The organism is Corynebacterium accolens, from assembly GCF_023520795.1.
In the GTDB taxonomy this organism is placed as follows: domain Bacteria; phylum Actinomycetota; class Actinomycetes; order Mycobacteriales; family Mycobacteriaceae; genus Corynebacterium; species Corynebacterium accolens.
This window is the reverse complement of sequence record NZ_CP046605.1, coordinates 975,654-1,001,130: the sequence shown is the minus strand read 5'-3', so window position 1 is coordinate 1,001,130 and position 25,477 is coordinate 975,654. Positions and strand designations below refer to the sequence as shown.

General features: G+C 60.7%; 22 protein-coding genes and 1 pseudogene. 9 read left to right on the top strand and 14 right to left on the bottom strand.

Annotated features, from left to right (window positions below; genetic code table 11):
* The first annotated feature begins 116 nt into the window (after window positions 1-116).
* From CACC_RS04835 to CACC_RS04820, 3 genes and pseudogenes are all read left to right on the top strand, one after another.
* Window positions 117-503: a (deoxy)nucleoside triphosphate pyrophosphohydrolase gene (locus CACC_RS04835; protein ID WP_005280137.1), complete on the top strand. Its 387-nt coding sequence runs from the start codon at window positions 117-119 to the stop codon at window positions 501-503.
* Between the two features lie 12 nt (window positions 504-515).
* A pseudogene (locus CACC_RS04825) lies at window positions 516-3,637 on the top strand (DUF3427 domain-containing protein).
* Between the two features lie 93 nt (window positions 3,638-3,730).
* Complete coding sequence (locus CACC_RS04820) at window positions 3,731-5,023, top strand: Nramp family divalent metal transporter (protein ID WP_005280134.1); 1,293 nt, start codon at window positions 3,731-3,733, stop codon at window positions 5,021-5,023.
* Here the strand turns inward: CACC_RS04820 and CACC_RS04815 are convergent.
* Together CACC_RS04815 and CACC_RS04810 are read right to left on the bottom strand one after the other, a co-directional pair.
* Window positions 5,020-5,247 (bottom strand): hypothetical protein, encoded by a 228-nt coding sequence (locus tag CACC_RS04815; RefSeq protein WP_005280133.1) that lies wholly within the window; start codon window positions 5,245-5,247, stop codon window positions 5,020-5,022. The two genes, CACC_RS04820 and CACC_RS04815, sit on opposite strands and share 4 nt — an antisense overlap.
* A 39-nt stretch (window positions 5,248-5,286) precedes the next feature.
* Window positions 5,287-6,522 (bottom strand): MFS transporter, encoded by a 1,236-nt coding sequence (locus CACC_RS04810; RefSeq protein ID WP_005280132.1) that lies wholly within the window; start codon window positions 6,520-6,522, stop codon window positions 5,287-5,289.
* 112 nt (window positions 6,523-6,634) lie between these two features.
* Here CACC_RS04810 and CACC_RS04805 point away from each other — a divergent pair, with 112 nt between their 5' ends.
* Window positions 6,635-7,147: a hypothetical protein gene (locus CACC_RS04805; protein WP_005280131.1), complete on the top strand. Its 513-nt coding sequence runs from the start codon at window positions 6,635-6,637 to the stop codon at window positions 7,145-7,147.
* A 4-nt stretch (window positions 7,148-7,151) separates the two neighbouring features.
* Here the strand turns inward: CACC_RS04805 and CACC_RS04800 are convergent, their stop codons facing one another.
* A complete protein-coding gene (locus CACC_RS04800) occupies window positions 7,152-8,006 on the bottom strand; it encodes a hypothetical protein (protein WP_005280127.1) in 855 nt (284 codons plus the stop codon).
* Window positions 8,007-8,087: 81 nt separating this feature from the next.
* Window positions 8,088-9,791 carry a carboxylesterase/lipase family protein gene (locus CACC_RS04795; RefSeq protein WP_005280126.1) on the bottom strand — a complete coding sequence of 568 codons (1,704 nt, stop codon included), beginning with the start codon at window positions 9,789-9,791 and terminating at the stop codon, window positions 8,088-8,090.
* A gap of 146 nt (window positions 9,792-9,937) precedes the next feature.
* Here CACC_RS04795 and CACC_RS04790 point away from each other — a divergent pair, with 146 nt between their 5' ends.
* Window positions 9,938-10,675, top strand: coding sequence for a hypothetical protein (locus CACC_RS04790; RefSeq protein WP_050749146.1), 738 nt, complete (start codon window positions 9,938-9,940; stop codon window positions 10,673-10,675).
* A gap of 163 nt (window positions 10,676-10,838) precedes the next feature.
* Complete coding sequence (locus CACC_RS04785) at window positions 10,839-14,594, top strand: multifunctional oxoglutarate decarboxylase/oxoglutarate dehydrogenase thiamine pyrophosphate-binding subunit/dihydrolipoyllysine-residue succinyltransferase subunit (RefSeq protein WP_023028636.1); 3,756 nt, start codon at window positions 10,839-10,841, stop codon at window positions 14,592-14,594.
* Window positions 14,595-15,137: 543 nt separating this feature from the next.
* On the opposite strand, the gene CACC_RS04780 is transcribed toward CACC_RS04785, so the two are convergent.
* Window positions 15,138-15,878 carry a hypothetical protein gene (locus CACC_RS04780; RefSeq protein WP_005280122.1) on the bottom strand — a complete coding sequence of 247 codons (741 nt, stop codon included), beginning with the start codon at window positions 15,876-15,878 and terminating at the stop codon, window positions 15,138-15,140.
* 102 nt (window positions 15,879-15,980) lie between these two features.
* Here CACC_RS04780 and CACC_RS04775 point away from each other — a divergent pair, with 102 nt between their 5' ends.
* Window positions 15,981-17,111 (top strand): Mrp/NBP35 family ATP-binding protein, encoded by a 1,131-nt coding sequence (locus CACC_RS04775; RefSeq protein ID WP_005280121.1) that lies wholly within the window; start codon window positions 15,981-15,983, stop codon window positions 17,109-17,111.
* A 12-nt stretch (window positions 17,112-17,123) separates the two neighbouring features.
* On the opposite strand, the gene CACC_RS04770 is transcribed toward CACC_RS04775, so the two are convergent.
* The 3 genes from CACC_RS04770 to sigE form a co-directional block, all read right to left on the bottom strand.
* Window positions 17,124-17,648, bottom strand: a complete 525-nt coding sequence (locus tag CACC_RS04770) for a twin-arginine translocase TatA/TatE family subunit (protein ID WP_005280120.1) — start codon at window positions 17,646-17,648, stop codon at window positions 17,124-17,126.
* Between the two features lie 21 nt (window positions 17,649-17,669).
* Window positions 17,670-18,146 (bottom strand): anti-sigma factor family protein, encoded by a 477-nt coding sequence (locus CACC_RS04765; protein WP_005280119.1) that lies wholly within the window; start codon window positions 18,144-18,146, stop codon window positions 17,670-17,672.
* 65 nt (window positions 18,147-18,211) lie between these two features.
* On the bottom strand, window positions 18,212-18,841 hold the full coding sequence (gene sigE, locus CACC_RS04760) for an RNA polymerase sigma factor SigE (RefSeq protein WP_005280118.1): 630 nt from the start codon (window positions 18,839-18,841) through the stop codon (window positions 18,212-18,214).
* A 151-nt stretch (window positions 18,842-18,992) separates the two neighbouring features.
* Between sigE and CACC_RS04755 the strand changes: the two genes are divergently transcribed.
* Window positions 18,993-19,640, top strand: coding sequence for an O-methyltransferase (locus CACC_RS04755; RefSeq protein ID WP_005280117.1), 648 nt, complete (start codon window positions 18,993-18,995; stop codon window positions 19,638-19,640).
* Between the two features lie 190 nt (window positions 19,641-19,830).
* Window positions 19,831-21,273 (top strand): GH32 C-terminal domain-containing protein, encoded by a 1,443-nt coding sequence (locus CACC_RS04750; RefSeq protein ID WP_005280116.1) that lies wholly within the window; start codon window positions 19,831-19,833, stop codon window positions 21,271-21,273.
* Between the two features lie 526 nt (window positions 21,274-21,799).
* On the opposite strand, the gene CACC_RS04745 is transcribed toward CACC_RS04750, so the two are convergent.
* From CACC_RS04745 to CACC_RS04720, 6 genes are read right to left on the bottom strand one after another with little or no spacing between them, the layout of a single operon-like run.
* Window positions 21,800-22,669: a methyltransferase domain-containing protein gene (locus CACC_RS04745; RefSeq protein ID WP_005280114.1), complete on the bottom strand. Its 870-nt coding sequence runs from the start codon at window positions 22,667-22,669 to the stop codon at window positions 21,800-21,802.
* Window positions 22,670-22,678: 9 nt separating this feature from the next.
* On the bottom strand, window positions 22,679-22,846 hold the full coding sequence (locus CACC_RS04740; protein ID WP_005280113.1) for a DUF3117 domain-containing protein: 168 nt from the start codon (window positions 22,844-22,846) through the stop codon (window positions 22,679-22,681).
* 11 nt (window positions 22,847-22,857) lie between these two features.
* Complete coding sequence (locus CACC_RS04735; RefSeq protein ID WP_005280112.1) at window positions 22,858-23,163, bottom strand: DivIVA domain-containing protein; 306 nt, start codon at window positions 23,161-23,163, stop codon at window positions 22,858-22,860.
* A gap of 3 nt (window positions 23,164-23,166) precedes the next feature.
* Window positions 23,167-23,889 (bottom strand): glucosyl-3-phosphoglycerate synthase, encoded by a 723-nt coding sequence (locus tag CACC_RS04730; RefSeq protein ID WP_005280111.1) that lies wholly within the window; start codon window positions 23,887-23,889, stop codon window positions 23,167-23,169.
* Complete coding sequence (gene folP, locus CACC_RS04725; protein WP_005280110.1) at window positions 23,886-24,698, bottom strand: dihydropteroate synthase; 813 nt, start codon at window positions 24,696-24,698, stop codon at window positions 23,886-23,888. Before folP ends, CACC_RS04730 begins: the two co-directional genes overlap by 4 nt.
* Before the next feature lie 14 nt (window positions 24,699-24,712).
* Complete coding sequence (locus CACC_RS04720; RefSeq protein ID WP_005280109.1) at window positions 24,713-25,477, bottom strand: LOG family protein; 765 nt, start codon at window positions 25,475-25,477, stop codon at window positions 24,713-24,715.

Genomic DNA, 25,477 nt, shown 5'->3' with positions numbered 1-25,477 from the left:
CCTCAAGCTTGCATGATGATCAAGCCCGCGCGACAGCCTGACGCGAACATTGGGAATATGTTAGCTAAATTACATCTAGTTGTCTAGCGTTTCCTGGCTCAAGGCACAATGGAACTATGTCTAACCCCATCCGCGTCGTCGGTGCCGTCTTTCACGATGGCAACCGATTCCTCGCCTGCCGCAAGAAACCCGGAAAACCCCTAGAAGGACATTGGGAATTTCCAGGCGGAAAAATCGAACCGGGAGAATCACCCGAACAGGCTTTAGCCCGCGAAATTCGCGAGGAACTCAACCTTACTGCCCGCGTAGGTAGCAAGCTCGCGACGACCACCTACGAATACGACTTCGCCACCATCGAACTAACCACCTTTTATTGCACGCTTATCAGCAGCGAACTTCACCTCAGCGATCATGACGCAACCAGATGGGTCACCCCCGCGGAAGCAATGCAACTGACCTGGGCGCCAGCGGATATTCCAGCCGTGGAGAAACTTTGCCCCTAGAATCTTGTAGCTATGAGTCATTCCCTGGATTCCTCGCTCCCCTTCGGCGTATATGAAACCCCGGTGACCTCCCGGATCCGTGAGCGAATGGAAGAAACGCAAAGCCGACACCCATCGGCGGGATTTGGCCTCGGAAATGGCACGGATGATAGCGCTCGCGGGCGCTATACATCGGCCATGTCTCAACACATCGGCGATTTACTTGAACACCGTCTCATGGGGCTCAAATCCTCAGCAGACCGAGTAGCCCTCATCAATACAATCGCTGGTCTTCTTGGCGAGGATGAAGACATCGATACCGAGCAACTCCTCTACGCCGTCTACAACACTTCTTTAGCCGAACCTCCGCTGCTTCCCGATGTATCGCTGACGAAGAGCGCGCTTTTTACTAATGCCCAGGGCGAAGCCAGTTTGACCAGCGAGATTGAACGGGAGATAAAGACGGCTGATTCTGTCGATTTACTGTGTGCTTTCATCAAGAGCTCCGGAATCAGTGTCCTTGACCAGCAATTGCAATACCTGCGCGATAACCAGATACCGTTCCGCTTGTTGACCTCCACTTACTGTGGTGCCTCCGATGCAGCGGCACTTAAACGCCTGGTAGAAAAATATCGCGCTGATGTGAAGATTTGCTATGAGCATAAATCCACACGCCTACACGCCAAAGCATGGTTGTTCCGACGGAAGACTGGTTTCGACACGGCTTTCATTGGAAGCTCGAATCTTTCGAGGTCTGCTCTTATCGATGGCTGGGAGTGGAACGTGCGCGGCTCTGCTACGGCAACGCCTGAGGTCATTGAAAAGTTCATAAAGACCTTTGACAGCTACTGGCACGATAGCCACTTCAAAACTTTTGACCCCGCGCGGGACATGGACCGTCTTCGGGAATCCCTGCGCATTGCCAAAGGTACGGAGTCCCCTCAAGCTTTGCGTCAATTAGAGCTTTCTGGCTTGGAAGTTACTCCCTATCCTTATCAAGAAGAGATGCTCGAGGCGCTGCGGTCGGAACGTGAAGTAAAGGATCGCCACAAAACCTACTCGTTGCGGCGACAGGCACCGGCAAGACCGTCGTAGCTGCCCTGGATTACCTCAATCTTTGCCGGCAGTGGAAGCGTCGCCCACGCTTACTCTTCGTGGCACACCGCAAGGAAATTCTTCACCAAGCGCGGCGTACGTACCGCGAGGTGCTTAAGGATGCCGACTTTGGCGAGCTGCTTGTCGATGGCACCGAGCCCCGGCGCTGGGACTTTTTATTTGCGAGCGTTCAGTCGCTCAATTCCACTCGCTTAGAAAAGCTCGCGCCAGATCAATTCGATGTCGTGGTCATCGACGAATTCCACCATGCAGAAGCTCCAACGTATAACGCGCTTCTTAGTCATTTTGAACCAGACGAATTACTTGGGCTGACCGCAACGCCTGAGCGCGGCGATGGCAAAAATGTGCAGCAGTATTTCGACTACCGCATTGCCCATGAGCTACGCCTCTGGGATGCCTTGCGCCTGCAGCTGTTGGTCCCCATGCACTATTACGGAATCGCAGACGGCACGGATCTTTCCTCACTCACGTGGAATAGAGGAAAGAAAGATTACAACACCACCGAGCTATCAGAGTTCTATATCAAGTCTGGTGAAAAGCGGACGCGATTCATTCTGAATGAACTGGATAAACGGATTTTCGATCTTTCTGAGATGAAGGCGATCGGCTTTTGTGTGTCCATCGCCCACGCAGAGCACATGGCGCAGCAATTTCAGCACTTTGGAATTCCCGCCCAGGCCGTGACGAGCAAATTAACTTCTTCTGAACGCGCAGAAGCCATTCAACAACTCGAAAGCGGCGCCATCAAGGCCCTCTTTTCCGTTGATATTTTCAATGAGGGCGTCGACATCCCAGCGGTCAATACACTGCTCTTGCTCCGGCCAACCCAAAGCCCGGTTATCTTCCTACAGCAACTTGGCCGCGGTCTTCGCCTTGCTCCCGGAAAGGATTCTTGTACCGTATTCGATTTCATTGGCCAACAGCATGTTGAATACGATTTTGAGCGCAAATTCAATGCGTTAACGAGAAAACGCGGAAAACGCCTGCTTACCGAGATAGAGCAGGGCTTTCCCACCACGCCGCCGGGAACGCATATCCAATTCGATGAGTCGACGACGGAACAGGTCCTCAACAACGTAAAGAAGACGGCACGGAGCAATTTGCGGAATGTGCGTGCGCTGGTAGCGGAATTGCGAACTACCGATCTCAAAGATTTCCTCGAGGAGGCAAACCTCGAGTTGGAGGATATTTACCGCCCCAACAAATACTCCTGGACCCGCCTACTGCGCGAGGACGGCCTCCTCGAGCCACGTGACGATGAGATGGAAAGCTTCTTACTCAACCGGATTAAAGTTTTCCTCCACGTCAATGATGCGACACGCATTGAGGCTTATCTTCGAATCCTAAAATCCGCCACTTCGCAATTCGGCGATATGACGCCCACTGATCAAGCCTTCGCACGAATGCTGGTCTTGGGCTTTTGGGCTAATTCCAATGCACCCAGCCCGTCTTCTTTTGACCAAGCGCTGGGGATATTGCGAGAGCACCCGCGAGTTATTTGGGAGCTCGAACAGGTCATGCGTCTACAAAACGATGCTTCGCGCATTATCCCGCAGCCAAGCGAGGACACCGTTTTGGAAACCCACGCCGATTACTCCCTGGCAGAGTTAGTCGGTGCTTTGCAAACAGGCGAACTAGAAAAGCTGGTCAGCCTTCCGCGCGAGGGAGTGAAATATTTCCCCGATATGAACATGGACTTGTTCTTGGTGACCTTCCAAAAAGACGATCAAGTGAGCGCCACCACCAATTACCGTGATTACCCGATTTCACCAGAACTTCTCCACTGGGAATCGCAATCTACTACAACCTTAAAATCGAAGGCCGCACGCCGATATATTCAGCATGATGAGCTCGGCGGGAAGATCCTTATCGCCTCTCGCTTTACTAAGAAGAACTCCGTGGGCACCGCGAGCGCCTATACATTTTTGGGTGCTGTGGATTATGTTTCCCACCACGGTGAAAAGCCCATTCAATTCCAATGGAAGCTGCAAAGAACCATGCCAAAGGCGCTGTACGCTGCTGGTCGGACCGTCGCTTAGCACGCGTGGTTGAATAATTGGGCTGCACTTTACCCGTCAATAGTGATACATTTCCTTTAAGTGATTCGGACCACAGCCACCTAAGGAAGTGTCATGAGCCAATCAAATAACCACAACGGCGCAACATCCGCCGAAGGCCAACAGACACAGAACTCTGAGCCACAAGCAAAGGTGAAATGGACCCTCGTAGGTCCGGGTTTGGTCGCCGCAGCCACCGGCGTCGGTGCCGCTGACCTAGTGGCAACCATGATTGCCGGCCAGCGCTACGGTTACGCACTGTTGTGGGCCGTCATCGTCGGTACGATTATGAAAATCGTGCTGGTGGAAGGCGTCGGCCGCTATAGCTTGGCCACTGGAAACACCATGTTCCACGGCTGGCGGGAGCTAGGACGCTGGACCTCGTGGTACTTCGCGCCCTACATCGTCATCTGGGGATTGGTATATGGCGCAGCCGCCATGTCCGGCACCGGCTTGGCATTGAGTGCGCTCTTTCCCGGTACTAGCTTGACCATGTGGGCCATCCTGACCGGTGTATTGTGCTTTGCGCTTACGTGGTTGGGTCAATACCAGCTCTTTGAAAAGCTTGCCGCCGTATTAGTTGGCATCATGTTCGTCACCGTGGTGGGCATCGCCGCAATTACCGCGCCTAATTTGCCAGAGATTCTGCGCGGACTCGTCCCCACCATCCCGGATGGTTCTTTCGTCTACGTGCTCTCCATCGCCGGCGGTGTCGGTGGCACCATTACCCTTGCTGCCTACGGTTACTGGCTGCGTGAGAAGAAATGGTTCACGCCCAAGTGGATGAAGGTCATGCGCATGGATAACTCGGTGGCTTATGCCGTCACCGGTATCTTCGTCCTGGCTACGCTGGTCCTTGGTGCCGAGCTTTTGTATAGCGCCAATGTCGCTGTCTCCGATAACGACCAGGGTTTGGTAGACATGGCGGACGTGCTGGAGGCCCGCTACGGAACCTTTATTTCTAAGTGGTTCATCGTGGGATTCTTCTCAGCCGCATTCTCTTCCTGCTTGGGCGTGTGGAACGGTGTATCCCTCATGTTTGCGGACTACGTTGGTCACCTGAAGAACCTCCCACAAGGCCACCCCAGCACCAGCACGGGCGGTAAGTACTACCGCGCTTACCTCATCTGGTTGACCTTCCCACCAATGCTTCTCCTACTGCTGGGCAAGCCCACCGGGTTAATCATTGGCTACGGCGTCTTGGGCGCATTTTTCATGCCCTTCCTGGGACTTACGCTCTTGGTACTGCTTAATACCAAGCACACCCCGAAGGAATGGCGCAATGGCTGGTTCATCAACACCCTGATGGGCATCATTTCCGCGGCCTTTGTCTACCTGTGCGTGTCCCAGGTCGCAGGGCTCTTCTAGCCTTGTTGCTCGTAGTCTTCAAGGTACGCGCCGATCACCTTTAAGTGCTCCACCTCTCGGGGCAGGATGTGCCGGCGCGTACCATCCTCGAGGCGGCGGAGTACCCAAGTATTTTCTTCGATCCACCAGGCACGGCCCACAAATATGTCTGAATTATGCAGCCGTACCCAAATAATCAAGGCGTTATTGACTGCATCAAGAAAGCGCGCGTTTAAGTCATCCACACGCGCATAACTTAGCCGGCACAGAGCGGTTGCCGTCAACTATTTTTTCGGCATGCGTTCTACTTCCACCTTGGACTCCTGGCGGGGCTCACGGCCGAAGAGCCAGGCGATGATGCCGAAAATGGCAATGGCACCGCAGACGGTGAAGGCTGTGGGGAAGCCATAGACATCGGCAAGCAGCCCAATGAGCATGGGGCCCACGATCTGGCCGAAGTCTCCTGCCATCTGGAAGGCCGACAATACCTTGCCGCCGGAGCGCTCGTTGCCCACGATGTCTGCCACCGCGGCGGTCTGGGAAGGATTGATTAGGCCCGATGCTGCACCCGCAAGGGCGGATACGAGCAATAGGAACCACACACTGGTGGCCAGTCCCATGAGCACCATGAAGATGGCGGAGCCGACCAAGCCAATCAAGATAAGCGGCTTGCGGCCATGGAGATCGGACCACCGGCCGGAGAACTGGAGAATAATCGCATTGCCTGCGGCGAAGGCCGCGAGAGCCAAGCCCGAGGCTGCGGCGCCATTATGGAAAATCGCGGCGGCGAAAAGCGGCAGGACGGACACGCGCACGCCCATATTGATCCACCCGTGGGCGAAGTTGGAGGTCAGCACCGCGCGGAAGGCAGTATCGCTCCAAGCTTCCTGCAGGCGCATGGGCGGCAGTTCCGAGGTGGTGGTTTGGGAGTGGTTGACCCGCGGCATCTGCCACCAGACAACGAAAGCAGCGAGCATCACGCCGATGCCGTAGATGAAAAATGGCCAGCGGAAGCCCAGGAAGGACAGGCTGGCGCCGAGGACAGGGCCGGCGACATTGCCCAGTAGGAATGCCGTGGCGTAGGTGGCAGAGCACTTACCGCGAATCGACGGTGGAGACAGGCGCACGATAAGGCCCATCGCGGAGACGGTAAACATGGTCGAGCCCAGCCCCGCCAATGCGCGCAACACCACAATGTGCCAATACTCTTGGGCAATGGCAACCAAACCCGTGGTCACGGCCACGGTCATCAGGCCCACCAGGTAGACGCGGCGCGAGCCGACGCGATCCACCAACGAACCAGACACGGGCGCGAAGATCAGCCGGGAGGCGGCGAAGATGGAGACCACCAGGCCGGCGGCGGCCATCGATACATCGAAGCTGACCACGAACTGCGGCAAAAGCGGTGCGATAAGGCCATAACCTAAGGCGATAATGAACGCCGCCGTTACCATTACCCAGATTTCCCGCGGCACCTTGGGCTTTTCGTAGGGCGCCGGTTCGGCATTAGCACTCTTCATAGCACGTGCAACCTTATGCCTTTGAAGGTCTGAAAGCTATTTAAGCTACTTTTTCGAACATGTGTTTGTATTCTTCGAACTCGTGTCGGCCATACGGTTTAGAGTAAGTGCCATGCACAACGTAGATAAGAACTTTTCGCACACAGTACCCAGCCAACCCAGCGCCACGGCGACGGAAATCGCCGCCGACTTGGCCTATCACCACTATGAGACCGTCAGCTCAATTTCCGCCATCATGCATCACCCGCGGTCCTTGGCTCGTCCCACCCCGACGTGGCGCCCGCCCATAAAGCAGTTGCCAGCCACGCCAGGCGGTGCGGACTACAGCATGAGCATTACCCGCCACCGCGTGGGAGCACGAGTAAAGGCGCGGATCCGCGGGTTCGGCGAAAGCCGCATCCCCGCCTACCTCATCACCATTCGCATCACCGATAACTTTGGGCAGGTAGTCGATCCCGCCACGGCGGAAGGGTGGATACGCACGCTTGTCCCTGCTGAGTTAGCTGGCGCCGTCCACGAGATCTCTCGCGGGCCGAATGCCACCTACGTGTGGCTGGTGGATAGCGCCTTTAAGCCCGTACGCTCGCCGGAATCCCTTTTCGCGGGATTCCAGCAAGCGGCTTAGGGGCTTAGTTGTTGTCGCCCTCGTCGTCAGCGTCAGCGTCGTCGTCTTCGGTGAAGGTGTCGAAGAACTCAAGGTCCTCGTCATCGTCATCATCGGCGTCTTCGCAGAAGATGTCGTAGACGTCTGGTTCCTCGAAGTCATCCTCATCAAAGTTGACGAGCTGGGCCTCCCAGTCCAGAGCTTGTTCCGAGACCAATCCGAGCACGTCGAAGAGGCGGTCGAAATCGGTGTAGGTGCCCAGTTCCAGGGCCTCAGCGGGGACTTCCACGATGGGGATGTCATCGGAGCCAGTGTTGCCAAAGAGGGCAAGGCGCTCGTTTTCATCGAGGTCCTCGCCTTCCTCGTCCACCTGCCACATCTCCGTCACGGCCTCATCCTCGAGCTCTTCAATGTCTTCTTCATCGAAGTCGAAGGCCAAGAAGCGCACGATGGCAGAGGGCACGCCGTCGATGGTTTCTACTAATACGCGCAGCTCTGAATCGTTGCCTACTTCCGCCACCACGAGGTGCGGGTTGAGTTCGTCCTGGTCAAACTCCAATTCCGCGATGCGCTCATCGGTACCTTCCAGGAGGTCACGCAGGACGGTAACAACCTGGTCGGTGGCGATGTGGCGGGAGACGGCCTCTACGGCGTCGTCGACAGAAAAGGCGACGGAGACCAAGACGGCCTCGAATTCTTCATCGTCTTCATCCACATCCGCGGCAGCGATGTATACGTTGGCGGCAGGCAAGAGAGGATCGATTTCAACAAACTGGATTTCCAAATCAGAGGTGATTGGAACGAACATGACGTCTTCGTTGACGCGGGACTCGATGCCCTCGGCGTCCAATGCGGAAGCGATATCTTCGAAAAAGCTCATGGTGGTGAAAAATCCATCCTTCGGAAGCAGAGGTCCCCGCGGTGGGCAAGACGCCGCCCGCGGTCACTCTGGATTCTACCGCTAATCCCTCCGGTGTGGTTGGAAACCAAGAGAGCGCACTAGCTCTGGGCGGCCACTTCCCCACTCCACCATGTGGTAATCCTCCCACGCCTTGCGGCGACCGTCGTTGGGGGCGTGCACGATATAGGCCTGTTCATCAAAGATCATGGTCGCGCGCTCACCGCTCTCATAGCGCGGCCACTGCGCCTTCGGGCTGCCGCCGTGGATGAACGCGGCCCAGTGATCCTGCATGGTGGAGGTCAATTCCTCCATCTCGGCCCGCGAGCCCCAGCCGGTTAACAGGGAGGCGCGCGAGGATTGGGGATCGCCAAAGACATTGCCCAATTCCATCGAGTGCATGGCACCTAAGCCCAGCCACTTCAAGACGGCAGAGGCGAAGTCGAAGCGGTACATCCAGGTATCGGCCACTTCAGAGTGGGCGCTGGCGATGCGGGTGGAGGGTGCCCAGAAGAGGGCATCGGCAAGCAAGTGCGCAAAATCCTCCCTGCGGACCGCGCCGCGATATGCGGCAACGACCTCAGGGGCGTGGTGGGGATCGTAGGAGGCCAAGAGCCGCAGGGCTGCACGCTCCCGGGCGCTTTGGCGCTGAAAGAGGAACTTGCCAAAGCTGGCTTCATCCGAATTCGTGCCTATCAGCAGCGGGATTTTGTGCTGGTGGCCCTGCTCAAAGGCGGTGATGGGGTGCTCGGGCAGAAGCTCGCCGTCCACCGTGGGCGCGTAGCAGGAGTTTAAGTGCAGTAGCTCGCCGGCGCGCCACATCATGGATTGGCCGGAGCGCACCACATCCGCGCAGTCCTCCTGGCGCAGGTCATCCACGCTCACCCGGCGCGGCAGGCCCGCCCGGCGCGCAAGTTCGCGGGCCCACAAGGTGGATTGGGCGCGGGAATGCACCAGCGCAATCGGTGGGGATTGGGCAATGGCGCGGTGGAAGAGCCCCTCGGCCGTCGGGCTGGTCATGAGCGCCAGCACCGCGGCGCCGCCGGCGGATTCGCCCATGAGGGTGACCGAGTCTGGGTCACCGCCAAAGGCAGCGATATTGTCGCGAACCCAGTTAAGGGCCAGAATCTGATCCGCCACGGCGGGGTTGGCGCTGCACTCGCCGCCGAGGCTGCGCAGATCCAGATATCCCAGGGCGTTGAGGCGGAAGTTGATGGATACGTAGACCACGTTCATGCGGGTGGCGAGCTCAAACCCGCGCAGCATGAGCATGTGGGACGAGCCCATGATGAAACTGCCGCCGTGCAAGTACACCACGACGGGCAGCTTTTCCTCCGTGCGGGGGCGCACGATGTCGAGGTACAGGCAATCCTCGGAGCCGACGATGCGGTCGGTCCAGGAGTACGTGGGCTGTGGGGCGATTGGCCCGAACTGACTGCAATCGCGCACCCCGTCCCAGCGCGGTGCTGGGCGCGGGGCGCGGAAGCGGTTGTCGCCGGCCGTAGAGGCGCCGAAGGGAATGCCGCGCCATGTGCGCACCGGACCGGCGCTGATGGGGCGATCTACTCGCAGGTCTTCTTCGATGACCCCGCGCACCCAGCCGGAGGTCGTGCGCACGGTGAGCTCATCCGCGTAGGCGTTCTGTGCCTGTTCGTGGGCCTTACGGGCGCGCTCGTGTGCGCGCATGGCCCGCAAGCGCGCGGCAGCGGTGGACTCTTCGGAATAAAAGTCCCCAGTGTCACGTTGATTTTCCTGCGGGTAAGGCATACTCCCTACCTTAGGTAGGTTGCACGCCGGTGGCGATCCGAATCGCACATGCGCGCCCACCTTATTTCAAGGTCAGGGCTATGCTAGGTAAAAATTCAATTAATACCACTGCCCCAACGAACTTAAGGATTGGTGTGGGAAAAGGCATGTCCATATTTAAAAAGTCCACCCCGGATAAAGCAGCTAGCGACACGTATGACATCGATCCGGAGCACAGCGGGCGGTTTACTAGGGCGCTGCTGAGCTCCCTGGACCGCGCGGTATCCGTGCAATCTGGTGTTATTTCCAAATACGTCAAGAACCTAAAGAAGCACCACCCGGATGCCACTGACCAGGAGTTGCAGGGCTTTATTAACAAGCACTTCATCAATATCACTACTGGCACGGGCGCGGCCGCCGGTGCCTCCGCATCCGTGCCCGGCATCGGGCTCTTTACGGGTGCGGCCACCATCGGTGCGGAATCCGTGGTCTTTCTTGAAGCCGCCGCGTGGTACATCCTGGCGTCAGCGTACTTGCGCGGCGATGACATCTCCTCGCCCGAGCGCCGCCGCGCCCTAGTGCTGGTGGTATTGACGGGCTCGAAGGGCTCTGCGGTGGTCGATACCTTTGTCGGTGACCTCGGCACGGTCACGGGGGCGCGTTCCGTGGCCTCCCTCTCCCGCTTTTCCGGGCCCACGCTATCTGGCATCAATGGCCGGTTGACCAAGGTATTTACCAAGCAGATCACCAAGCGCATGAAGTGGGCCTGGGTGGGCAAACTCATGCCCATGGGCATCGGGGCGGTCATTGGCACGAAGGCCAATCGCAAGCTGGCCAATCAGGTCATCGAACACGCCCGCCAGCAGCTCTCCCCTCTTTCCCACACAAAGGCGGGGATTCGATGATCGTTTAGAGCGAATTCGCTACCCCTAACATAGTGAAGGTGAGGGATTGGCCCGTATCATATAGGCAGACACTTTGGCGGGTGAGATATGCGCTCGTGCAAAGTCCGAACTAAAGTCGAATAAACGACCATTTTAAAGCAGAGAAATGAGGCGAATACCTGCCGTGAGCACATCGAGCATCTTCGGCCCGAATGCGTGGCTGATAGACGAGCAGTTCCAGCAGTACTCCAAGGATCCTAGCTCCGTAGACAAGGAGTGGCGCGACTATTTCGAAGCAAACGGCGCGCCCAAGGCGCAGCCAGAAGCTGAGGCTCCTTCTCAAGCATCTAAGCCACAGCCAAAGAAGGCGCAGGCAGAGTCTAAGTCCTCGGCCAAGAAGACCGAAGGCACTACCACCGCCCGCAAGCAAGAGGCCCGCGATACCAACGTGAAAGAGTCTGTATCTAAGGCCAAGGAAAAGTCCGCGAAGGCTAAGCATTCTGCGGGCAAGAATGCGCAGTCTCCGCTGGATAACCTAGAAGATTACAAGGGCGGCGACGAGCGCCAGCTCAAGGGCATGTTCAAGGCGATTGCTAAGAACATGGAAGAATCCCTCGAGATTCCTACCGCTACCACCGTGCGCGATATGCCGGTCAAGCTCATGTGGGAAAACCGCTCCATGATCAATGACCACCTGAAGCGCACCCGCGGTGGCAAGATCTCCTTTACCCACATCATTGGCTACGCCATGGTCAAGGCCGTGCAGCTGCACCCTGGAATGAACGTGCGCTACGAGGAAAAGGACGGCAAGCCCTTCGTCGTCCAGCCCGAGCACATCAACCTGGGCCTGGCCATCGACCTTCCACAGAAGGATGGCTCCCGCGCCCTCGTGGTCGCCGCCATCAAGGAGTGCGAGACTAAGTCCTTCGCCGAGTTCATTGAGGCTTACGAGGACATCGTTACCCGTTCCCGTAAGAACAAGCTCACCATGGATGACTTCTCTGGGGTCACCATTAACCTGACCAACCCGGGCGGCATCGGCACCCGCCACTCCATTGCCCGCCTGACCAAGGGTGCAGGCTCCATTATCGGCGTTGGTTCCATGGATTACCCGGCAGAATTCGCCGGTGCCTCCGCTGACCGCCTGGCTGACCTGGGCGTCGGCCGCCTAGTCACCTTGACCTCCACCTATGACCACCGCGTTATCCAGGGTGCAGAATCCGGCGAGTTCCTGCGCACCATCGGCCAGCTTATTGTTGATGATGCCTTCTGGGACGAGCTCTTCGAGTCCATGGGCGTTCCTTATGAGCCCTTCCGCTGGGCACAGGACATCCCCAACTCCGGCGTGGACAAGAACACCCGCGTCATGCAGCTCATCGAGTCCTACCGCTCCCGCGGGCACTTGCTTGCCGATGTCAACCCCCTCGGCTGGTCCCAGCCCGGCCTGCCTAGCCCGGATCACCGCGACCTCGACATCGCTACGCACGGCCTGACCATCTGGGATCTGGACCGCGTCTTCAACGTCGGTGGCTTTGGCGGCAAGGAACAGATGACCTTGCGCGAGGTACTCTCTCGCCTGCGCGCTGCTTATACCCTGAAGGTCGGTTCCGAATACACCCACATCCTGGACCGCGACGAGCGCAGCTGGATGCAGGACCGCCTCGAGGCCGGCATGCCAAAGCCGACCAATGCCGAGCAAAAGTACATCCTGCAGAAGGTCAACGCCGCCGAGGCATTCGAGAACTTCCTGCAGACCAAGTACGTGGGCCAGAAGCGCTTCTCCCTCGAGGGTGCTGAGACCCTCATCCCGCTGCTGGATTCCATCATCGACACCGCTGCGGGCCAGGGCCTCGACGAGGTCGTCATGGGCATGCCGCACCGCGGCCGCTTGAACGTGCTGTTCAATATCGTCGGCAAGCCGCTGGCGGATATCTTCGGCGAGTTCGACGGCAACTACAAGGGCGGCCAGCTCGGCGGCTCCGGTGACGTGAAGTACCACTTGGGCTCCGAGGGCGAGCACCTGCAGATGTTCGGCGATGGCGAAATCAAGGTCACCCTTGCCGCCAACCCGTCGCACCTCGAGGCCGTCGACCCAGTCATGGAGGGCATCGCCCGCGCCAAGCAGGACATCTTGGACAAGGGCAAGGACGGCTACTCCGTCGTTCCCGTCATGCTCCACGGCGATGCGTCCTTCACCGGCCTCGGCGTCGTGCAGGAGACCATCAACCTGTCCCAGCTGCGCGGCTTTACCAACGGCGGTACCGTCCACATCGTGGTCAACAACCAGGTGGGCTTTACCACCACCCCGGATTCCGGCCGTTCCACCCACTACGTCACCGACCTGGCCAAGGGCTTTGACTGCCCGGTCTTCCACGTCAATGGTGATGACCCAGAGGCCGTTGTCTGGGTAGGCCAGATGGCCGCCGAATACCGCCGCCAGTTTGGCAAGGACGTCTTCATTGACCTCGTGGTCTACCGCCTGCGCGGCCACAACGAAGCCGATGACCCATCCATGACCCAGCCGCAGCTGTACTCGGTCATCGAGAACCACGAGCCGGTGCGCGAGCACTACACCAACGAGCTCATCGGCCGTGGCGACCTGTCTGCCGAGGACGCCGAGGCAGCCGCACGCGACTTCCACGACCAGATGGAGTCCGTGTTCACCGAGCACAAGGAAGCCGAGAAGGCCGGCCCGAAGGAACAGACCGGTATTACCTCTTCGCAGGAGCTCACCCGCGGCCTGGATACCTCCATCACCGCAGAAGAGATGGCCGAGCTTGGCGATGCCTACGGCAACCCACCCGAGGACTTCGAGTACCACAAGCGCGTGGCCAAGGTGGCCAAGGACCGTGCGAAGTCTGTCCGCGAAGGCGGCATCGACTGGGGCTGGGGCGAGCTGCTCGCCTTCGGTTCCCTGGCTAACCAGGGCAAAGTCGTGCGCCTGGCCGGCGAGGATTCCCGCCGCGGTACCTTTACCCAGCGCCACGCCGTGACCTTCGACCCCCGCAATAGCAACGAATACAACCCGCTCAACTCCCTGGCAGTGTCCAAGGACAATGGCGGCAAGTTCATGGTCTATAACTCCGCGCTGACCGAGTTCGCCGGCATGGGCTTCGAATACGGCTACACCGTGGGTAACCCCGACGCCCTTGTGGCATGGGAGGCTCAGTTCGGTGACTTCGCCAACGGTGCCCAGACCATCATCGATGAGTACCTCTCTTCCGGTGAGGCCAAGTGGGGCCAGTTGTCCAGCCTGGTTCTCCTCCTGCCGCACGGCTACGAAGGCCAGGGCCCGGACCACTCCTCCGCCCGCATCGAGCGCTACCTGCAGCTGTGTGCGGAAGGTTCCATGACCGTGGCTCAGCCGTCCACCCCGGCTAACCACTTCCACCTGCTGCGCCGTCAGGCTTTGGGCGAGATGAAGCGCCCGCTGGTCGTCTTCACCCCGAAGTCCATGCTGCGTAACAAGGCCGCCACCTCCTCCGTTGAGGAGTTCACCGAGGTCAAGAAGTTCCGCTCCGTTATCAATGACCCCCACTTCGTGGACGTCAACAACAAGAAGGTCGGCGACACGGACAAGGTCAAGACCATCATGCTGGTCTCCGGCAAGCTCTACTGGGACCTGGAGAAGAAGCGCGAGGCCGACGGCCGCGATGACATCGCCATCGTCCGCGTGGAAATGCTCCACCCGATTCCGTTCAACCGCCTGAGCGAGGCATTCGAGATGTACCCGAACGCCACCCAGGTCCGGTTCGTACAGGACGAGCCCGCCAACCAGGGCCCATGGCCGTTCTACAACGAGCACCTGCGCGACCTCATTCCGGATATGCCGGAAATGGTCCGCGTCTCCCGCCGCGCCCAGTCCTCTACGGCTACGGGTAACGCCAAGGTGCACCAGATTGAGCAAAAGAACCTGCTCGAAGAGGCCTTCGACGTTTAACCACGTGTAACCGCCGAAATGGCGCCTAGCGCGCTGCGGCGCTAAATGCCCCAGTGAGGTTATTTCCTCACTGGGGCATTTTCATGCGTCTTTACCTCCCGCCAGCCACCTACCCGCCCCTCGCGCTCACCGGGAAAGAGTTGGGGCGTCGGCGAGCAACGCCCGTAAGCGCCAAGGGAGAATACGGCAGCTAGGCGCGAAGCCACCCGCCCTTGCCGCTCACGGGGAGGGCAATCGCACGCTGAAGGTCAGCTGCCGGTGAGCGCGAAGGGCGCGGTGCAGGTATCGCAGCCCAGGAAAGGCGCGGCCGACACAACCACACCCCACCTACTCTCCCCTCGCGCTCACCGGCGAAGCGGAATGGTCATCAGCACGCACCGCCCGTGAGCGCCAAGGGAGAGTACGGCAGCTAGGCGCGAAGCCACCCGCCCTTGCCGCTCACGGGGAGGGCGATCGCACGCTAAAGGTCGGCTGCCGGTGAGCGCGAAGGGCGGGTGGAGGTGCCAAGGGGCGCGCCGGGGTGAGGCGTGATTGAAGCGCGGGCTAGGAGCTCGTCAGGCCCGAACCGCCGGTGGACGCGGAATCGCCTTCGCTGTCAACGATGTCGCCGCCTGAGGATTGCATCCATTCGCGGACGGCCTTTTCCACGCTGCCCTTTTCCTCGGCGTCTTCGGCTAAGTCGAAGAGGTCTTTGTGCGTGATGAACTTGGTGAGGGAAGCAAAGGCGATTTCTTCCTCACGGTCGAAAAGCCCCTTCTGATAAACCACCACGAAGTTTTCGGGCAGTTCCGGCTCCGCGTCCTCGCAACCGTAGGCTCCGGAGGGCTCTACGGTGGCTAGATCCGTGGGCAGAGAGGACATCAACGCAATATGAGTGCGGGCGAGGAAGTCTTCCCCGCCTGGCTGGCTGTCTTCTTCGGCCTTCTTATAATCTTGCGAGATGTCGCGCGCCTCGCTGGGGTTGAGATAGCTGAGGAAATCGCCCGTACAGCCAACATAGAAGTTGCCTTCTGGATTGAGGCTGCGGCCTTTGTCTCCGTGAGACTGGTATTTGTCCTCTTTGAGCACGGTGGCCTCGCGCCCTGCCCGCGCGAGCGTTTGGCGGTAAATCTCGCCCAGCACCACTTGGTCGGTGTCATCTGGGTCGACCACGATGTCTACGGACTTGCGGTCACTAGCCTCTGCGGAGGGCTCGGTAACAACGTGGTCAGCGCACCCTGCCAGCAACGTGGCGCTGAGTACAGCGCCTGCACAGGCAAGGGCAGGACGGGCGAACATGCGCATGGTGTTAGACGTTCTCCTTCACTAAATGCAGTGGCTTCTCGCTGAGTCTACCGCGCGGGCGTGTTTACCTGAGGTAGCGCCGTGACTAAGATGGCAAGAGTTATGTCTAGCTCTATTACCGAATCAGCCGTACGCGAGGCTCTTTCCCACGTACAGGATCCAGAAATCGGCCGCCCCATCACCGAACTGAATATGGTGAAATCGGTCGATATCGAAGGAAACGACGTCACCGTTGGTATTTACCTGACCATCGCAGGCTGCCCCATGAAGTCCACCATCGAGACCAATACCCGCGCCGCGGTCGAGGATATCGACGGCGTTGGCAAGGTTACCGTGACCATGGACGCGATGAGCGATGAGCAGCGCCGCGCGCTCAAGCAGAAGCTGCGCGGCGGCCAGGCCGAGCCCGAGATTCCTTTTGCCAAGCCGGATTCGACGACCCGTGTCTTTGCGGTGGCGTCGGGTAAGGGTGGCGTCGGCAAGTCCTCGATGACCGTCAACCTGGCCGCAGCGCTGGCGGATAAGGGCCTGAAGGTGGGCATTGTCGATGCCGATATTTACGGCCACTCCGTGCCCAGCCTGCTCGGCTCGACCGATGGCCCCACCGTGCTTGATGATGAAATGCTGCTGCCGCCCATCTCTCACGGCATTAAGCACATCTCGATTGGGCAGTTTGTGGAGGGTAACGCGCCCGTCGTCTGGCGCGGGCCCATGCTCCACCGCGCGCTGCAGCAGTTCTTGGCGGACGTCTTCTGGGGCGATCTCGATGTCCTCCTCCTCGACCTGCCCCCGGGTACCGGCGATGTGGCGCTGTCCGTTGCGCAGCTCATCCCGAATGCGGAGCTGCTCATCGTCACCACGCCGCAGGCCGCCGCAGCCGAGGTGGCCGAGCGCGCCGGATCCATCTCCCAACAAACGCGCCAACGCGTGGCCGGCGTGATTGAGAACATGAGCGCCATGGTCATGCCGGATGGCTCCACCATGGACGTCTTTGGTGAAGGCGGCGGCCAGATCGTCGCAGACCGCCTCGGCGTCATCCTGGGCCACGAGGTTCCGCTGCTGGCCTCCGTGCCGCTGGATCCGGCCCTGCGCTCGAATAGCGATGCCGGCACGCCCATCGTGCTCGAGGCACCCGACTCCCCTGCCGCGAAGGAAATTAGGGCGGTGGCTGATAAGCTCGCCATCCGTTCCGATTCCCTCGTGGGCAAGAGCCTCAACCTAGGCGTGAACTAAGGGCGCATTGTATTAGGTAACGTCGCTCCACTCAGAGCCGCCGCCGGTGGAATCCTCCCCACCACGCTGCGGCTTTTGTTGTTGCTGGGGCGGCTGCTGCGCCGGCTGCTGTGTAGTTTCGCCGTATACCTCGGCATAGTTAAAGGTGGGCCGGGCGGGGCCATTGTTGTCCTGCGCGCGCTGTTCGGGCTCTTTCGGCGCGGTGCCGGATTTGATGTCTTCGGCCATCTTCTTGGGGTTGAAGTCGTCCCAGGCGGCATCATCGCCATCGAAAAGCGCCTTGGTAATAGCGCCTTTGGGGCCTAGCCGCGTCCACTGCGCCGCCTGGTTGAGCGGGCCGCGAATATCGTCAAATTCCGCGGAGATGGACCCCATCTCGCCGTTGAGCTCGGCCTTCGCGTTATTGATGGCCTTGCGGGCGGCGTAGATGGCCGCGCGCACGTCCTTGATGACCTCCGGCATGCGCTCCGGGCCGATGATGACGATGCCGAGGAGGACAATGACAATAATCTCGGGCCAGCCAATGGAAGAAAACACGGTTAAATCCTCGCCCTCCGTTTAGTTCTGCCCGCGCTGATTGTGTTTAATCGCGCGTACCACCGTCTCGACTTTATCCAGGAAATCCTGCTCCGGCCGGTGCGCCGGGGTCGACGCATCGGGGCCCGGGGCCACACCCTCCGTAGCCATTCCCGCCAGCTTGGCCAATAAGGACTGCGGGGCCTTCACCGCGGAATCATCGCTGCAGTGACGCACCCACTCGGAGGCGTGACGCTGGTGGTGCACGTCGGCGCGGCACTCCGCGCAGTGGACTAGGTGGATGCGCACGCGGTGCATGGCTTTGGGCTCCATCTCCCCGTCCACGAAGGCAACGACGGCCTCTGGGCCAAGGTGACCGATGGAATCGCTGCGCCGCGCCCGCGCCTTTGCCTTATCCCGGGCTTTCGCCTGCGCGGGAGTGAACTCGCCCCGCACGCTGAGCGTGGAGAGGGTGCGGCGTCCTCGCAGTGAGTCCATCGACACCCTCCTCACGTTCATTCCACAGACGGATTACTCACACTTAAGTCCCCCTGCCGCGTGGCAGGGGAGGTAATGATTCGATTCTAGCGCGTGCGCAGCAAGATGCGCGCCTCCGCATTGGTCTGTGCCTCTTTTTCCAGCGCCGCGCGCAGTTGGGAGCGGCCGCGGTGGATGCGAGAGCGCACCGTACCCATTTTCACGCCAAGGGTTTCGGCGATTTCGTCATAGCTCATGCCTTCGATATCACACAGAACCACGGCGACGCGGAAATCCGGCGCCAAGCTATCCAGCGCGGACTGCAGCACGGGGTCCAAGTTGGCCACGGTATAGGCCTGCTCCGGGGTCATATCCGTCCCCGGCACCCGCTCGTAATCCTCAGGCAGGGACTCCATGCGGATCTTGGAGCGGTGGCGCACCATATCCAAAAAGAGGTTCGTAGTGATGCGGTGCAGCCAGCCGCCGAAGGTACCCGGTTGGTACTTATCCAAGGAGCGGAAGACACGCATGAAGGTCTCTTGGGTGAGATCCTCGGCATCCTGCTGGTCACCGGATAAACGGTAGGCCAAGCGGTACACGCCATCGGCGTGCTCTGCCACCAATTCGGCCCACGAAGGCATCGTGGCTTCCCCAGCATCGAACGCCGCGGTACCGGTCAACTCCACGTTCGGATCGGTGGAGGCAACGGACTCGGCATCGCGCTTCGTTTCTGTCATGGGTGTCATTTTTCTATACTCGGCGCGGAAACTCCAGCCACTGCGCTGATAATATCCTGTGAGTCCGTCACATACTTCCCACAGACCACAATTTCGCTGGCTAGGCGCGTTTTTGCCACCCTTGCGCGCAACTTTACCTATTGTTTTATTCGTGACTACTACCGCATATGACGCACTGCGCTCCTATATCGATTCCACCAGTGAGCCTTCGGCGGCTCTCCGCGGCGCCCGCAACCACGCCGAGGAATACGGCCTACCCGTCCCGGATGAATCCACCGGCCAGCTTCTCACCACGCTGACGGCGACGTCTTCCGGTGTGGTAGACCGCCCCCAGGCCGTGGCGATTACCCCCGCCGCCTCCGTCGTGGGCCTCTACCTGTTCGCGGGCATGCCGGATAACGGCATCCTCACGTGCATCGACCCAGAAGCCGAGCACCAGCGCAGCGCCAAGGCCGCCTTCCGCGAGGCCGGCTACGCCCCCACCCGCGGCCGCTTCCTTCCCTCGCGCCCCCTCGACGTGCTCGAGCGCCTGGCTACTGAGGCCTACCAGGTCATTTACGCGGACGTCGCCGCCCTCGACCTCCCCGCCCTCATCAAGGCGGCCTGGCCCCTGCTGCACCAACACGGCACGCTGGTGCTTGCCAATGCGCTTCTCGATGGCACCGTCGCCGACACCTCCCGCACCGACCGCGATACCGCCGCCGCGCGCGAGGCCGATGAATACCTCCGCGAGCTCGAGGGCGCCACCGTGACCCGGCTCCCACTGGGTTCGGGGCTGACGCTGGTGACAAAACTTTAAGGGGGCATCGGCAAGCAAGGGCCCCTGCACGCGCTAAAAGATATCCGTATTCTGGGTGTACATGACAGCCGGACACTGCCCCATAAAGTTCGCGAAAGCACCGCGTGGCAGGTCAACGAGTTTCCTCCCCGGCGTGGCTGCCACCCCAACCCAAGCTTGTAACCCGCACCTGATTTAAGAGAGGAATGCCGTGACGACTCACCGCCCCGAACTCCACTTCATCCCCGATGCCGGCATCCTAGACGCGCCCGCCGGCGTCCTTCGCGATGGCGATACGTGGCACATGTTCTACCAGTACCGCCCCACTCCCGATGCCCCGGCTCGCTGGGGACACACGTACTCGGAGGAAGCGCCGTTTAACTGGCTGGACTGCGATGACGTCCTCGCGCCCGTCGGCGGCGAGCTCGCCCTCCGCGCTGGGTCCGTGGCCCAGGGTGAGGACGCTATCAACCTCTATTTCACCTCCGTTGCCGCGACGGGCACCTCCATTCGCCTCGCGCGCTATTCCGGCATCGACGATGTCTGCGAGGTCTCCGATGACTCCTCGGCCCTCGACCCCAACGTCGTGCGGTTTGGCGAGGTGGCTGGCAATACCACCGACCACACCCGGTTCCGCTCGCCTTCCGTTGTTCCCGATTGGGCCACCGATGACCGCGAGGACGGCCACAAGGGCTGGCTCATGCTGGCACTTTCTGGCCGCACCGACACCCCGCAGCCAGTCATTCTAGAAAGCCACGACGGTATCTCATGGTCCCTGCGCGGCGGCCTTACCTTCGAAGGTGACCCGGGCTTCCTCGACGGCGAAGTGCCCGCCGATTCCCCCATTCCTCCGGTGGTCTCCCCACGCATCGTGCGCCTGCGCGATGAAATCGACGAGGAAATCTACGACGTCCTCTTTGTCACCCTCGAGCGCGACGGCCGCGACGTCTCCGGCTACCTCGTGGGCCAGCTGGAAGACACCACCTTCACGGTGGTCTCCGGTTTCCGCCGCGTGGACTTCGGCCACGATTTCTCCCGCCCGCGCAATACCAATGCCACCGCAGGCACGATTCCTGAAGAAAGCCGCTACGAGCGCGCCGTCATCCTCGGCCTGCTCAACGGCAACGGCCGCGGCGACGACGCCACCCAGCACGCCTCCTGGGATGCCGAGGGCTGGTCGAATGCCCTCTCCCTGCCGCGCCAGGTCACGCTCGAGGGCGGCGTCCTGTACCAGGCACCGGCCACCGGCCTGCCCGAAGCGGTCAAGCTTTCGGATTACGCGCGCTCCTGGACCGGCGTCATGGAGGTTCCCACCGGCTCCAGCGTCACCATCACCCTTCGCGATGGCAACGGCGACCCCGCCGCCTCCATCTGCCACTCCGGCGAGGAAATCAGCCTCGATCGTTCCATGAACAAGGCCTTCGATCACTTCTTCGCCGATTCCGCTCCCGCCACCGCCACGCTTGCCGATGGCGACTCCGACACCCTCACCATCATCCAAGACGGCTCCACGGTGGAGGTCTTCGTCGACGGCGGCCTCATCGCCATGGCCTCCCGCGTGTACTTCGACGGCGGCTGCTCCGGCATGGATGTCGAAACCACCGGCGACGCAGTCATCGAACAAGACTGGCAGCGCTCCGGCTCCAAGCTCTAATACTGCAGCCCTCCTACCCGGCCACCCGCCTCTCGGCCCCGCCTTTCTGCCCCGCCTGTCGCCACCCGCCCTTCGCGCTCACGGGCAAGGTGGAGGGGCATCGGCAAGCAGCTCCTCGTGATCGCCAAGGGAGGGTACGGTGACTGGCCGATTCCACACCCGTCCTTCGCGCTCACCGGCAAGCGACTCCAGCCATCAGAATGTGCTTGCCGTGAGCGCAAAGGGCGGGTATTCTTTCCATCTGGCCCCAGGACCGACCGCACGGGTCAAATGATGCCGTCCTTAGCCGCATTCTGCACCCTCGTTTTCCGTCAGCCACCGCCCTGCCGATGCCACCAGCCCTTCGCGCTCACCGGCGAGGCGTCGCAACATCGGCAAGCAGCTCCTCGTGATCGCCAAGGGAGGGTACGGTGACTGGCCGATTCCACACCCGTCCTTCGCGCTCACCGGAAGCGAAAAAGAACCGCCCCGCGCGCTGCTGGTGAGCGCGAAGGGCGGTACAGGTTGCCGCGAGGCAGACCTGCGATTAAGAAACCGCGCGGAGGCGGTCTAGGCGGGCGCGGGCGGTGACCGTCAGCGTGGGTGGAAGGGCGGCCATGCGCTCGGCGAGCTCGTCGGCGCTGATGTGCCGGGCGGACGGGCTCATTCCTACCTGTGCGGCGATGGCCGCTTTATCCAGGTGAATGGGGAAGGAAATATCGACGGGGTCGGCCGCTTGCTCGAGGTAGCCTTCCGCCTGCTCATACATGCGCTCGACCTTGCCCTCTTCCACACCGAGGATGCCGAGGGGTTCGCGCAGCTCATCGAGGTGCCCGGCGCCCGGGGTCAGAACGATGACCTGGCCGCCGGGGGCGAGGACGCGCTGAAACTCGGCTGGGTTGCGCGGGGCGAAGACGACGGAAATGGCGTCGATGGATTCATCGCGGATAGGAAGTTGCTGCCAGACATCGGCAACCACGGCGCCCACGCGCGGGTGGCACTTGGCCAAGTGCTTGGCTGCGTGCGGGGAAATATCAAGCCCGACGCCGCGCGCGCCATCGATGGAATCAAGCGTGTGGGCTAGATAGTAGCCGGTTCCGGCGCCGACCTCGAGGAGCGAGGCGGGCGTAGATGCAGACAGCGAGCTGGCATCGAGCGCGTCTTGCACCGCGCCGGTCACAGACTCGACGAAGGGCGCGAAATGGCCGGTGGCTAGGTACGCTTCGCGGGCGTTGACCATATCCATGTCATCGCCCTTGTGCTTCAGGCCAGCACCGGCCGCTAAGGTCACATACCCTTGCTTGGCCACATCAAAGGAATGGCCAGACTCCGAAACGAGGCGGGAAAAATCATCGGCGCCGGAAAGCGCCGTGCCGTCGTTTGGATCGGCCAGAATGTCGACGATATGAGAAAGCATGTACCCAGACTAGCTAGAAACCTCGGTCAACAAAGAACCGAGCTCCGCGGCCTCTTCTTTGTTCAGCTCGATAACGATGCGCCCGCCGCCGTCGGATGGGATGCGCATGACGATCTTGCGGGATTCCACCACCGCTTCCATTTCGCCGCCAGTGGTACGTGGCTTCATTGCTGCCATAGTAGGGCTCCTTAACTTTCTTCGTTTCTTTCCAGCTTAGTCCCTTTTTGCCCGCTTTTCCGCGCGGCCTCCAATTCCTGCTCCAGCTGGGCGAGCAGATCATCGACCTGATCCTGGCGATACCCACGCGGGACGACCTCGAATTGCACATCCTCAAAACGGCCTTGAGCTGCGGCGACGCGGTTATTTTCCAGTACCTTCTGCGGCTCATCGGGCGGGTCCATCACCGTCCCGGGCCCAAAAATCGAACCCCACAGCCACGTTCCGATCACAATGAACGCAATGAGCACCACAATGAGCACAATCCAGGACAGCATGGCTTAAATCCTACCTAGCAGTGGCGGGCGCTGAGCAATCGGCGCACTCACCCCAGCGCGCGAAAGCAGCGTGCGTGCCACGATATCCGCCATCGGCGCGAGCTCATGAAGCGGCCGGTTGCGGTGGACTCGAGTGCCTAGGTCGACTTGTGTCAGCCCGCCGCGCTTACCGATGTCCACCAGCAGCCCCGCTTCCACCCCATAGCCCTCCACGAAGGGCACCTCTAGCGCGGCAGAGCGGCGAAGCGCGTACTCGCCGCCTAGGGGCTGATCGATGTGGGCTAGCTCTGGGAAGAATTGCCGGATGAGCGGCTTTGCGGTCAATTCGGTCACGCGTCCGCCGCCGGTGGGTTGGCCGTTCAGGCTGCGGCGATAGCGGGCCTTGACCATGTTCACACTCGGATCCGCAAAGGGCGCCGCGAGCGCTGTGACCATGCCGGGCGCGGCGGATTCTAGGTCGGCGTCGATGAATACGACGATGTCCCCGCGCGCGGCGGCGACCCCGCGCCAGAGGGATTCGCCCTTGCCGGGGCGCGGCGGTTCGGGTAGGATATGGCGCCAATTGCGCACATCGGCACCGGCGGCGCGCGCCACTGCGGCGGTGTCGTCGGTGGAGTCGGCGTCGATGACGAGCACTTCGAGTGGGTCATCGGCAAGGCAGGCGCGGATAACGCCGGCCACGGTGGATTCCTCATTGAGCGCCGGGATGATGACGGAAACGCTCATGCGAGCCCGCGCGTGGTGTCAAGGGGTGCGGCCGTGCCCTGGATGGCGGCGGTCATGCGGATGACGTCGACGGTCTCAGCAACCTCGTGGACGCGGAAGGCGGCCACCCCGTGCGCTGCGGCCCAGGCTGTAGCGGCGAGCGTTCCGGCGACGCGGTCTCCTACCCCGCGCGCGAGGGTTTCGCCCACGAAGTCCTTATTGGATAGCGCCATGAGCACGGGCCAGCCGGTGTCGACGATCTCGTCGATGCGCCGCAAGAGTTCTAGGCCGTGATAGGTGTTTTTACCAAAGTCGTGCGTGGGATCGATGAAGGTGAGCTCTTCCGGGCAGCCGAGCCCCGCGGCCCTTTCTGCCAGGGCGGTGGTCTCAGCAATGACATCGGCGACGACGTCATCAAAGTGGACGCGGTGCGGGCGGGTGCGCGGGGTAATCCCGCCGGTATGCGAGCACACGTAACCCACGCGGTGGTGGCCGGCGACCTCGATAAGCTGCGGATCCCAGCCGGCCCACGTGTCATTGACCAGCCCGGCCCCGGCGGCGATGGCGGCCTCGGCCACCTCGCTGCGCCAAGTGTCGACGGAAATGAGTACCTCTGGGTGGCGCTCGTGCACGCGGGCGATGGTGGGCACGACGCGGTCGATTTCCTCCGCGCTATCCACCTCCTCACCCGGCCCAGCCTTGACTCCGCCAATATCGATGATGGAGGCCCCTGCCGCAATGGCTTCATCGCAGCGCTTAAGGGCGGGGTCCATGTCAAAGGTGGCCCCCTTGTCATAAAAGGAATCCGGGGTGCGATTGACTATCGCCATCACGCGCGCGAGGCTCAACGCGGCTCCCTAATGCGTTTATCGCTCATGACCTTGTGGCGCTCGATGATGTGGGCGACGGCCTCATCGGGGTCATCGGTAAGCAGGAAAAGCTCTTGGTCATCTTCGTTGATGTACCCGCCGGCGGCAAGGGTATTTTTCATCCATTCCAGCAGGCCAGACCAGTACTCGGTGCCCATGAGTACGATGGGATAGTTGGTGACCTTACCCGTCTGAACCATGCAGAGAACCTCGAAGAATTCATCCATGGTGCCCATGCCGCCGGGCAGGCAGACGAAGGCCTGGGAGTACTTCAAGAACATGGTCTTGCGGGCAAAGAAGTAGCGGAAGTTCAGGCCCAAGTCCACGTACTTATTGAGGCCCTGCTCGTGCGGCAATTCGATGCCGAGTCCCACCGAGAGACCATCGCCCTCGTGCGCGCCCTTATTCGCAGCCTCCATGATGCCGGGGCCGCCGCCAGTGATGACGGCGTAGGCGCACTCGGCGAGCTTGCGGCCGAGTTCTTCGGCCATCTGATAGCTCGCATCCTCAGGCTTGGTGCGCGCGGAACCAAAAACCGTCACTGCCTTAGGCAGCTTAGCCAGCGCATCGAAGCCGGCGACGAATTCACCTTGGATGCGCAGCACGCGCCACGGATCGGCATGCTGCCATTCGTGGTCCGCGCCGGATTCCAGCAGGCGTTGGTCAAAGGTGGAGCCTTGTTCTCCCTCGCTGCGCAGCAAGAGCGGGCCGCGCAGGGTACGCATGTGGTCAGGGGTCAT